General features: G+C 34.4%; 8 protein-coding genes and 1 tRNA gene. 7 read left to right on the top strand and 2 right to left on the bottom strand.

Going from position 1 to position 12,037, the window contains the following annotated elements; genetic code table 11:
* Positions 1–12: 12 nt before the first annotated feature.
* Positions 13–2,439, bottom strand: a complete 2,427-nt coding sequence (locus ABID42_RS08985) for a TonB-dependent receptor (protein WP_367283373.1) — start codon at positions 2,437–2,439, stop codon at positions 13–15.
* A gap of 672 nt (positions 2,440–3,111) precedes the next feature.
* On the opposite strand from ABID42_RS08985, the gene atpA reads away from it, so the two are divergent.
* The 7 genes from atpA (at position 3,112) to ABID42_RS09020 (ending at position 10,851) form a co-directional block, all read left to right on the top strand.
* Positions 3,112–4,689: a F0F1 ATP synthase subunit alpha gene (gene atpA / locus ABID42_RS08990; RefSeq protein WP_323260014.1), complete on the top strand. Its 1,578-nt coding sequence runs from the start codon at positions 3,112–3,114 to the stop codon at positions 4,687–4,689.
* Positions 4,690–4,791: 102 nt separating this feature from the next.
* Positions 4,792–5,676: an ATP synthase F1 subunit gamma gene (gene atpG, locus ABID42_RS08995; protein WP_367283374.1), complete on the top strand. Its 885-nt coding sequence runs from the start codon at positions 4,792–4,794 to the stop codon at positions 5,674–5,676.
* A 197-nt stretch (positions 5,677–5,873) separates the two neighbouring features.
* The gene (locus tag ABID42_RS09000; protein ID WP_367283375.1) at positions 5,874–6,710 is read left to right on the top strand and encodes a DUF2911 domain-containing protein; all 837 of its coding nucleotides are present in this window, start codon (positions 5,874–5,876) and stop codon (positions 6,708–6,710) included.
* A 533-nt stretch (positions 6,711–7,243) separates the two neighbouring features.
* A complete protein-coding gene (gene hflX, locus ABID42_RS09005; protein WP_367283376.1) occupies positions 7,244–8,506 on the top strand; it encodes a GTPase HflX in 1,263 nt (420 codons plus the stop codon).
* Positions 8,507–8,603: 97 nt separating this feature from the next.
* Positions 8,604–8,675 (top strand) — tRNA-Arg (locus ABID42_RS09010).
* A gap of 170 nt (positions 8,676–8,845) precedes the next feature.
* A complete protein-coding gene (locus ABID42_RS09015) occupies positions 8,846–9,862 on the top strand; it encodes a glycosyltransferase family 2 protein (RefSeq protein WP_367283377.1) in 1,017 nt (338 codons plus the stop codon).
* A 14-nt stretch (positions 9,863–9,876) separates the two neighbouring features.
* Positions 9,877–10,851 carry a hypothetical protein gene (locus ABID42_RS09020; protein ID WP_367283378.1) on the top strand — a complete coding sequence of 325 codons (975 nt, stop codon included), beginning with the start codon at positions 9,877–9,879 and terminating at the stop codon, positions 10,849–10,851.
* Positions 10,852–11,126: 275 nt separating this feature from the next.
* On the opposite strand, the gene ABID42_RS09025 is transcribed toward ABID42_RS09020, so the two are convergent.
* A complete protein-coding gene (locus tag ABID42_RS09025; RefSeq protein ID WP_367283379.1) occupies positions 11,127–11,747 on the bottom strand; it encodes a hypothetical protein in 621 nt (206 codons plus the stop codon).
* Positions 11,748–12,037: the final 290 nt, after the last annotated feature.

The following is a 12,037-nucleotide window of genomic DNA, read 5'->3' on the forward strand; positions in this document are numbered from 1 at the left end:
TGGAAGTCTTATTTATAAAAATTTAAAATTGTAGGTCAATGATACCAATGGATTGGCAAATACACTTAATTCATAAGGTTTTAAACCATTCCCTACAGGTTTGAAGAAAACGGAGTAAGGATTTTTTCTTCCATAAAGATTATAAATCGTAAAAGTCCAACTTCCCTCCCATCGCTTTTCTTTTAAACTAGGATTGGTAATCGTCCAAGAAAAATCTAAGCGATGATAATCAGCCATTCTATCATTATTACGAGCTTCATACACAGGATATTTCTTGTTGTCTAACTGAAAAAAACCAGAAGGTGACGAAAACGGGCGACCAGTATTATAAGCAAACGTAAATGAAAAACTATGGTGAATAGTTGGCTGAATATTCATCATGATGTTCAAACTATGCGGTTTATCATAATTTGAAGCATACCAATTTCCATCTGAAATTTGTTGAAGTTCAGGAAAATCACCTCTAACTTGTTGCAAAGAACGAGCATAAGTATAACTCATCCAGCCACTCAGTTCGCCTCTTTTTTTTGTAACCATCAATTCTAAACCATAAGCTTTTCCTTTTCCAGCAATCAATTGTGTTTCTATGGCTTTACTTAATTGCAAGTTGGCACCAGAAATATAATCTACTACGTTTTGAGTAGAGCGAAAATAAGTTTCAGCCGACAACTCCCAAATATTATCTTTAAACGTTTTGAATACTCCTAGCGAAGCAAAATCACTTACTTGAGGTTTGATATATTCATCAGAAGTTTTCCAACGAGCCGTCGGTAAAGGCGTAGTATTATTCGATAACAACTGTATAAATTGTTGCATTCTGTTATAACCTAACTTCAAGGTACTGTTTTCACCCAAAGAGTATTTTATGGCTAAACGAGGCTCAAAACCACCATAGGTTTTCTCGACAGCACCACTTGAAATGGTTTCTTCACCAATTTGCGAAGAAATCGTTCTAGGTTCGTTATCCAAGTATTTTCTTATTGTTGTTGGTCCAAAACTCAAATATTGTGCATAACGAATACCAGCCTGAATGGTCAGTTTTTCATTGGCTTTGTATTCATCATCCACAAACAACCCTAATTCTAACGATTGTTCTCTTGGTAAAAGCACCGTCGAAATTCTTGAACTTATATTCTCGTTCAGCTTTCCGGGCGAAATCTGATAATTAATCCCACTTACACCGAAGTTAATTTTATGTTTTTCGTCTGGATTATAATCAAAATTGACCTTCAAACTTTTGTAGTCTATATTATTTCGTAAATCAATTCTGTTCACACTATCTGGTGCATACGTTTTGGTTTTATAATTACTCAAAACTCCGACCACATCCAAACTCATTTTGGTATTAAAATAATGACTCCATCTTGATGAAAAATTCAAATGTCCATAATCAAACTGTGTTTGTTTGGCTACCACATTTTCTAAACTAAATAATGAATCTACTTGATAAAAATCCTTGCTTACATAAGTTGAAAACGAAAAGGTATTATTCTTATTCGGTCTGAAAAATACTTTAGTAGCTAAATCATAGAAATTTGCACGAGTGTTCCGCATGTTATCAGGACCAATCCATTTAAACCAAAAGTCATTAAACGATAATCTTCCAGCAACCACGACCGATAGTTTTTCTTTAATAATAGGAATCTCGGCCATTGCTCTGTTAGAAACGAAACCTATCCCGCCCGAAAGTTTAAATTTCTCTAAACTTGGGTCAGTCATTTTTATATCTAAAATAGAAGCCGTTCTACCGCCGAATCTTGAAGGAATACTTCCTTTATAAAGTTCTAATTCACGAATAGCATCCGAAGCAAAAACTGAAAATAAACCAAACAAATGAGTTGGGTTAAAAATAGGAGCATCATCAATATAAATTAAATTTTGGTCGATATTTCCACCTCGCACATTGACACCATTTGAACCCTCACCAACCGACGACACCCCCGGCAAAGTTTGTAAAGAACGCATAATATCTACTTCACCCATCATTGCGGGCAATTTTTTAATACCTTTAATACTCAACAGTGTTACGCCTAAGGACGGTGTTTGAATACTTTTTCGAGTAGCTTGGCTAGAAACAATTACTTCTTCCAAGGTTTTTGATACATCGTCGAGTGCTAGGTCAAAGGTCATATTTCCTTTTAGCGCTACTTTGGTTCGATAAGGTTTATAGCCAACATGACTAAACTTAATCACATAATCGCCTTTGGGTAAGTAAACATTATACCTCCCCGTTGTATCTGTAATAATGCCTGATTTCCTAAAATCTAAGAAAATCGTTACTCCGACGATAGGCTCACCTGTTTTGGAATCTGTTATTTTCCCGGTTAAAAGAGGCAGTTTAAATTCTGCATTTTGGGCAACAATTTGTGTAGGCAATGTTATGTAAGTGCAACAAAAAAGTAAACACTTCATTGAAAGTATTCGTAAAAATTGTTTCATAGTTTAGTTTAAAAATAGTCTGAGTTCAAAAGGGTTAGCCCATTTTACAAAGAACGGCATTTTAACGCTAATCTATGGCATGTCCTACCTAAATAAATATCAATATAGTACTATAAAAAAGACGAAATGTATAAAAATCAAGATAAAACATCGAAATAATAGCGTCGAAATCAAATCCTGCCCGACTTGTTTCAACGCTATATTAATCAATCTGTACTCTATCTTGATTAATTATACTTGAACCGTTAAGCTGATAATTTATTTTGATGCAGCAAACTTAGAAAAATTAAAACCATCAATCAAATCAATAAATATTATTTAGAAATAGATAAAAACTATTAATAAGCCCAATTACTAAGTGAAAAAAGGATTTTTTTAAGAAGAAAGCACAAAAAGACCGAGATTTTATAGAAGCGAAGAATAGTGAATCCCCAAAAAGTATAACATTTAAGCACTAAATGTTAAGCATTTCATGGAATTGTGAAATTTGTTCCCTAATTTTGCACCTGAAAAATAAGTAATTTATTAATCAAAGAAATCTGTAAACAACGCTAGAGTATTTATTAATATTGTAAGCCTTTAATAATTAATCTCTAATAGTCATTTAACTAATTCTTTCTTAGTAGATTAAATACTATTCCAAATTCAAAATCACAAAACAAACTTATTATAATGGCATCAGTCAGACCAGATGAAGTATCAGCCATTTTGAGAGAACAACTCTCAGGAGCAAAATCAGAGGCTGAACTTCAAGAAGTAGGTACCGTATTACAAATCGGTGATGGTGTAGCCCGTATTTACGGACTATCGAAAGTACAGGCGGGTGAATTACTCGTTTTTGATAACGGCTTAAAAGCCCTAGCGCTGAACCTTGAAGAAGATAACGTAGGTGCGGTATTATTAGGGGATTCATCTGAAATCAAAGAAGGAGATACTGTAAAACGTACGGACGAAATCGCATCTATTAAAGTGGGCGACGGTATCTGCGGTCGTGTTGTAAACACACTTGGCGAGCCTATTGATGGTAATGGACCAATCACAGGTGATTTGTACGATATGCCTTTGGAACGTAAAGCTCCGGGTGTAATCTTCCGTCAACCTGTAACTGAACCCCTTCAAACAGGTATCAAAGCGATTGATGCGATGATTCCAGTAGGTCGTGGACAACGTGAATTGGTAATCGGTGACCGTCAGACAGGTAAAACTACTGTTTGTATCGACACTATCATTAACCAAAAAGAGTATTTTGACGCAGGAAATCCAGTTTACTGTATTTATGTTGCTTGTGGTCAGAAAGCTTCTACTATCAAACAAATCGAACAAACTCTTCGCAAAGCGGGTGCGATGGACTATACTGTGATTGTTGCCGCTGGTTCTTCTGACCCAGCTCCAATGCAGTTCTTTGCTCCATTTACTGGTGCTGCTATCGGTGAATTCTTCCGTGATACTGGTCGTGCAGCTTTAGTTATCTATGATGACTTATCTAAACAAGCCGTTTCTTACCGTGAAGTTTCATTGTTACTTCGTCGTCCTCCAGGACGTGAAGCATACCCTGGTGACGTTTTCTATCTTCACTCTCGTTTATTAGAGCGTGCTGCTAAGATTAACTCATCTGATGAAATTGCTCGTAGCATGAACGATTTACCTGAATCTATCAAGCATTTGGTAAAAGGTGGTGGTTCATTAACAGCTCTTCCAATCATCGAAACACAAGCGGGTGACGTTTCTGCCTATATTCCTACAAACGTAATCTCTATTACGGATGGACAGATTTTCTTGGAATCTAACCTTTTCAACGCAGGTATTCGTCCAGCTATCAACGTAGGTATTTCGGTATCACGTGTGGGTGGTAACGCTCAAATCAAGTCGATGAAAAAAGTAGCAGGTACTTTAAAGCTTGACCAAGCGCAATTCCGTGAATTGGAAGCATTTGCTAAATTTGGTTCTGACTTAGATGCTGCAACGAAATTGACTATCGAACGTGGTCGTCGTAACCTTGAAATGTTGAAGCAACCAAACGGTGCTCCTCAACGTGTTGAAGAACAAATCGCTATGATTTTCCTTTCAACTAAAGGTCTTCTTGATACTGTAGCTGTAAGTAAAGTTCGTGAATTCGAAAAAGATTTCATTAACGTTATGAATGCTACTCAAAAATCAACGATGGATGCTTTGAAAGCAGGAAAATATGATGATTCTTTGACAGATGTCTTGACTAAAGTATCGAAAGAAGTAGCGCCGAAATATGCGTAAAAAATAATTTTCAATTTTGAATGATAGAATGATAGTGATTTTACAATTTCAATTAACTCACTATCATTCATTCATTCTATCATTCATTTATTAGAAAAGAGAATGGCTTCATTAAAAGAAGTAAGAAACCGAATAGTATCGGTAAACTCAACTCAGCAGATTACCAAAGCCATGAAAATGGTGTCGGCGGCAAAACTTCGCCGTGCGACAGACGCAATCACTCAGATGCGTCCCTATTCAAAAAAATTAACTGAAATGATTGCTACCGTTTCTGCAAATGCAGAAGGTGCAAAAGAAAACCCATACACTATCGTTCGTAATATCAATAAAGTATTAGTTATTGTTGTTACTTCAGACCGTGGTTTATGTGGTGCTTTCAATGCCAATGTTGGTAAAGCAACAGTAAGCTTAATCGCTGAAAAATATGCTGAACAACAAGCGGCTGGAAATGTTGAAATTATGGCACTTGGCAAAAAAGGTGGTGAATACCTTTCTCGCCGTGGATATAACGTAAACACTCAATATGCTGATATTTTCACAAAATTAAGCTTTGCTAATGTTCGTATCGCAGCAGAAGCAGCTATGAAAGGTTTTGAAGAAGGTAAATACGATGTTGTTGAATTGGTTTATAACGAATTCAAAAACGTTGCTACTCAAATCTTAAAAACAGAACAAGTAATGCCTATCGTTGAGAAAAAAGACGAAAAAGTAAAAGCATCTTCTGTTGATTATATTTTTGAACCTTCCGAAGAAGAAATTATCAATGAATTGATTCCTAAAGCATTGAAATTGCAAATCTTCAAAGCAGTTCTTGAATCAAATGCTTCTGAGCATGGTGCTAGAATGACAGCAATGGATAAAGCAACAGATAATGCTGGTGAATTATTGAAAGAATTGAAATTACAATACAACCGTTCACGTCAGGCAGCTATTACTAACGAAATCCTTGAAATCGTTGGTGGTGCAGAAGCTTTGGCAGCGGCATAATATTATATATTTCTTCAAAAAACTCATTCTCAAAAGGAATGAGTTTTTTGTTTTTATACCAATCCACGATAAAGTATTTTATTGAGCTATCAATATTTACTGTTTATCGAAATTTTATGTACTTAACAAAAAGCTAAAGTATTCTTGAAAAAACTCTACTTATATTTGTAGCTTACATCATAACAAATTTTCTTCTCATGAAAAATTTTATTATTTCAATTCTAGCAATTTTTACTTTAAATACTTCATTAAATGCTCAGGGAATTAAAACCCCAGCACCAAGTCCAACGCAAACGATTAAACAAGATTTTGCTTTATCAAGTATCGAGATTACCTATTCAAGACCAAACATTAAAGGCAGAGTAGTTTTCGGAGATTTAGCCCCTTTTGGCAAACTTTGGAGAACTGGTGCTAATGCTGCAACAAGAGTAACTTTTGGCGAAGATGTAAAAGTAGGTGGCGTAGCATTAAAAGCTGGTACTTATGTTTTATACACGATTCCAAACAAAGAAGAATGGGAAGTTATCTTCAACAAAGGCATTAATAACTGGGGAATTGATGGTTACAAAGCTGAAGAAGACGTTGCTAAATTCAAAGTAAAACCTAATGCTTTAGCGAAATCTATTGAAACATTTACTATCGAAATTGCGAATGTTAACCCTTCATCGGCAGAGATTGAAATTAGTTGGGAAAAAACTTCAGTTTCTATTCCTGTAACGGCTGATATTGATGGTAAAATCTCAAAAGCTATCGAAACTGCAATGACAGTTGATAGCCGTCCTTACTTCCAAGCAGCAAGTTATTATTTTGAAACTGGTAAAGATTTGAATAAAGCTTTAGCTTGGGCTGATAAAGCAATTGAACAAACTCCTAAAGCATTCTGGATTATGCACTTAAAAGCAAAAATTCAAGCAAAATTAGGAAATAAAGCTGTAGCCATTGAAACTGCAAAAAAATCTATCGAATTAGCAAAAGAAGCCAATAATATGGATTATGTAGCGTTAAATGAAAAGTTAATTGCTTCAATGAAGTAATTCTCATTGAATTCTTTTTTAAACCTGTAAGTGTATCTGGCACTTACAGGTTTTTTTGTTTATAATGTTATAGAAATCAGAAAATAATGATACCTTTGCAGGACTAATTTTAAACGATTCTTTCAGAATCCAGTAAACATGAAGCTAAGACAAATTTTCTGCTAATTCCCTTTCTCGGCTCTGCAAAATCCAGTCTTCATGGATATTGCCCTCCGAAAGGGCAGTAATTTCAAATCATTCATTTTCTGTTTAAATGTTTTAATTTCTGGAAGATAAAATCAATTGTGTATCTTTAAAATACTCAATCAGATTAATCTTAGCCTTAGAAATCCTAACAAAGCAAGCAAGATAAACGTCCTATAAAACAATGTCAATTTAAGATAAGGCTCGCAACATTTCTTATGAATATTTTACCCTTACCAACAAGTCTGTGAAAGAGTAAAGAACCTATCTTGTGTTCTTTAATATTCATGAAAAAGTCTGAATTTATTTAGACTTCTGAATAACATTCCAATATTGATTATTAAGATATTATGCATACTACAGAAGAAGTAAAAGAGACAGCCGTATTGGTGGCTGTACAAACACAAAAGCAAACAGCAGAACAAACAAAAGAATATTTAGATGAATTAGCTTTTTTGGCTGATACTTCACAAATCAATACGCTATATACTTTCACACAAAAATTAGAAAAACCTGATACTCGTACTTACGTTGGAAAAGGTAAAATGCAAGACATCATCGCTTATGTAGTAGATAATGATGTTGACATGGTGATTTTTGATGATGATCTTTCGCCCGTTCAAATCAGAAATATTGAAACGGAATTTGCGAAGTTCCAACATGAAGTAAAAATCCTAGATCGTAGTTTATTGATTCTGAATATTTTTGCGATGCGTGCTAAAACCGTTCAAGCAAAAACTCAAGTTGAATTGGCACAACAACAATATATTTTGCCAAGATTAACTAGAATGTGGACCCACCTTTCTAAACAACGTGGTGGTGTGGGTATGCGTGGTCCGGGCGAAAAAGAATTAGAAACTGACCGTCGTATTGCTAACGATAGAATTGTTTTCTTGAAAGAAAAGCTTAAGCAAATTGACAAACAAGCTTTTACTCAACGTAAAAACCGTGATAGAATGGTGCGTGTTTCCTTAGTAGGTTATACAAACGTTGGTAAATCTACCTTGATGCGTAGATTAGCAAAAGCAGAAGTATTTGCTGAAAACAAACTCTTCGCAACGGTTGATGCTACAGTAAGAAAAGTAACTTTTGATACGATTCCTTTCTTACTTTCAGATACGGTAGGTTTCATCAGAAAATTACCAACGATGTTGATTGAATCGTTCAAATCTACCTTAGATGAAGTTCGTGAAGCAGATATTTTATTGCATGTTGTTGATATTTCGCATCCAAATTATGAAGAGCATATCGAAGTAGTAAACTCGACGCTTACAGAAATTGGTGCTGCCGACAAGCCAACGATTCTTGTCTTCAATAAAATTGATTTATTCTCTTCAGAAGAAATCGTGATTAATGACTGGGAAATTGGTTCTGGTAATGAACCTGAAAATCAACAAAGCAGGATTGAAAAAGTAACCGCTTTCTTGAAGAATTCTTACATGAATAATCCTCAGCCTCAAACGGTTTTCATTTCTGCTGAACAAAAAGAAAATATCGAAGAACTCAGAGAAACAATTGTAAAGGCTGTCAAGGAAAAACATATTCTTATTTTCCCAAATTGGTTGAATGAAGTACATTATCCAACCGAAGAACTTGAAGAGGAAGAAGAGTAAAGCGAATATTAATCGCTTACCTTGATTATTAAAGAGTTTTTAGAGAAATTTGTAATGACGGAGCTTCCAAGAAATAAATTCTTGGAAGCTCAACAAAGACGCCATAGTTCAACGGATAGAATAGACGTTTCCTAAACGTTTGATGCGGGTTCGATTCCCACTGGTGTCACTAGAGTGATGAGTTGTGAATGATGAATTGTGAATTTAATAGATATTTTAATTAGGTAGCATTAAAGTGTTCTGGTACTATTTAAAACAGCGACCTAGGTTTACTCAGCATTCATTCTAAACTCGAAACTCATTCACATACAACTGTTTTACCGACTAATTTCATACAATTTGAAAACCATTTCAATCGCTCTGTGTACATACAATGGATCTAAATTTTTAAGAGAACAACTCCAGAGTATTGTCAATCAAAAGCTTCTGCCGAATGAAATTATTATCACGGACGATTGCTCTACTGATAACACAGAAAGTATTGTGAATGAATTTAAAAGCTCTCTCAATATTACTTTTATCAGGAATATCGAACCGCTGAAAGTTGCTAAAAACTTCGAAAAAGCTATTTCTCTTTGTACTAGCGATATCATTACTCCTTGCGACCAAGATGATATTTGGCATCCTGACAAATTATCGACTATCCACAATTTTTTTGAAGAAAATCCCACAAAACTTGCTGTTTTCTCTGATGCAACATTAGTTGATAGTCATGGAAAAGATTTAGGACAACGCTTTTGGCAAAAAGTGCGTCTTGATACTCCACAAATTGAAGCTTGGAAACAAGATAAAGCTTTAGACATTACCCTTCATGGCAACAGAGTAGCTGGTTGTATGTTAGCTTTTAGAAAAGAATTACTTTCTTTTGCACAGCCTTTTCCAGCTTTTCGTCCGCCAATGATTCACGACGGTTGGCTTACTTTAATCGCTTGTATGCTGAATAGCATTTCTTTGATTGAAAAACCTTTAATTTCCTATCGTCAGCATGAAGCACAGCAAGTAGGAACAAGAGCTGTTGAAGGTGGAAAGGTTTTGACCTTGAAAGAACGATTGGCTCGTCCAAGAGCTGAGAAAATTGCGCCTTTTCTTCAAAAACGAGATGAATATATTTATTTAAAAACCATATTATCAACCTATTTAAAAGCAACCAATAACCCAATCATCCATAATAATTTCAAAAAAATTGATGCAATTATTGCTTTTTATGAAACTAGGGCTCAACTTTCGGTTTTTCATCTAGCTAGACTTTTTCCTGTGATGAAATTATTGTTTGCTGGTGCTTATCACCGTTATAAAGATCAAGAAGCTTCTTGGAAAGCACCTTATATTGCTGCTTTAGGAGATGTATTGGAGTAAAGAAAAATTCTTTTATGAAATTAATATATACCGTTTGTACTGCTAGTTATTTATATCAAGCTTTTTCGCTGGGTGATTCTATCAAAAAGACAAATCCTGATTATGAATTAATCATTTGTCTTACCGATAAAATGCCTGAGGTTAATTTCCCAATTCCATACAAAATACTTCCTGTAGAAAGTATCAACTTTCCTGCTTTAGAAGAGTATAGTCAAAAATTTAGCATCATCGAATTGGCTTGTGCTTTCAAACCTATTTTTGCCTTTTATTTGCTAAAAAGCTATCCTTCTTTAGAAAAATTGATTTATCTGGATACAGATATTTATCTATATGATTCACTTGTTGGCATTGAAAAAAATCTTGACGAACATGATATTATTTTAACACCACATATCACGAAAGCCATTCCTCTTTCTGAACGTTGGAACGAAAAACAATACTTAAATGCAGGTTTGTACAATGCGGGCTTTATAGCTTTCAAGCGTACTGAAAATTCTTTGAAGTTTTTAGATTGGTGGCAAACGCATTTAAACAAATATGGTTATCTCGACTATTGTAAAGGCATGGGAGCCGACCAACTTTGTTTGAATTTTGTACCTGTCTTTTACGAAAAAGTATTGGTAGATTATAATCCTTCGCTCAATATAGCTTATTGGAATTTACAGGAACGTGAATTAAATTTCGTTGATGGAAAGTACTTCGTGAACCAAAATACTCCATTGGTTTTCTTTCATTTTAGTGGTTACAATCCAGATAAACCAACATTAATTTCTAAGCATTTCAAATTACCCAAAAATAGAAGCCAGAAGGCTTTGAAGCAAATTATTAAAGAATATAGAACGGAATTAATCAAAAACCATTTTAACGATTTAAAAGGGATTATTCCAGCTTATGGCATTTATACTGTTCCTCCAAAAGAAAAACATCCTATCGTAAAATTCATTGAAAAGTCTGCTTGGAAGGTGATTAATTATGTAGAAAACTATTAAGGTTTTCTACATAATTAATATTTTGGCATCTGCTTTTATTTAGTTTTTTCGCCCTCTTTGATATTATCTATAACTTGACAAGCAGCAACAACAAATCAACAGAATAGCCTAACGAGTTGATAGGCTTAGTCCTATAACTCATTGTCTTGAAGACTGTTAATAATGAGTAATTGATGTAAAAGCATGGTAACAAAAAACAAAACAATGCTCATAAAAAACTCAGTGTCTCTAATCATAAAAAGAAACACTGAGTAAGCACTTTCAACCTTTAACATTTATTGAGCAAACCTATATAATACATCTGAAAATACCTTTTTAGGGTTAGAACCTACGCCTGCTACTTTGATGGCATATTGTGTACCCGCTACTAAATCTTCAAACAAAAACGTTTTGGCAGTTGATGACTCTACTTGCCATATACTATCTTCCGTTACAGGAGCTTTGGTAATCTCAAAAAGATACGACTTCGCCCCTTCTATTTTATCAACACTTGCATACAAACTAGCTGCTAATGGTCCGTTTTCAACCTTAAAATTACTTGGCTTAGCCAAGATACCAATCGGTGCTTTACTTTTCTGAATTTCAAAACCTGAACCTAGTGCAATCAAATCATCATTCTTACAATTAGCTTGAATGTATAAGGCTAGCAAACCCAATTGTTGTTCCAACTCTTTACGAGCATGGTTTTTCTTTAGTGTTTCTTGCCTACCACCCGTTTTACTCACAATCAAAGCATCTACATAAGCATTTCTGCTTGCTGTAATTTCCGCTAAAGTTGGAATGGGATTAGGAAAATTTACATTTCCTGTAAGTTTGCTGATAATAACTTGGCTTTGCGTGTCTAAATCGTCGTCTCTAAGCCTAGAAAAACTGATAATCACTTTTACTGTGGACATATTGGTGGGGATTATATAGTTGTAAATTCTTAAAAAAAATAGGAATACCGATACTAATCTCTCTAAAAAACTGAGTCATTCTTCACGTTTTAAAGATAATAAATAAACTATTTCAGATAAAAGAGATTACTGATTTTTTTATTAATTATTTATTATACGGTATTTTGACTTGTGTTTTATCCTATACTTAAACAAAAAAAGTCAAATCAAATATTCTTTACAAAGAGATAAACAAACAATAAAATCATCCAGAAATGACCTTAAAAGCAATAAAATAGTTTTAAAATAGT

Source organism: Arcicella rosea, from assembly GCF_040543805.1.
Taxonomy (GTDB): Bacteria; Bacteroidota; Bacteroidia; order Cytophagales; family Spirosomataceae; genus Arcicella; species Arcicella rosea.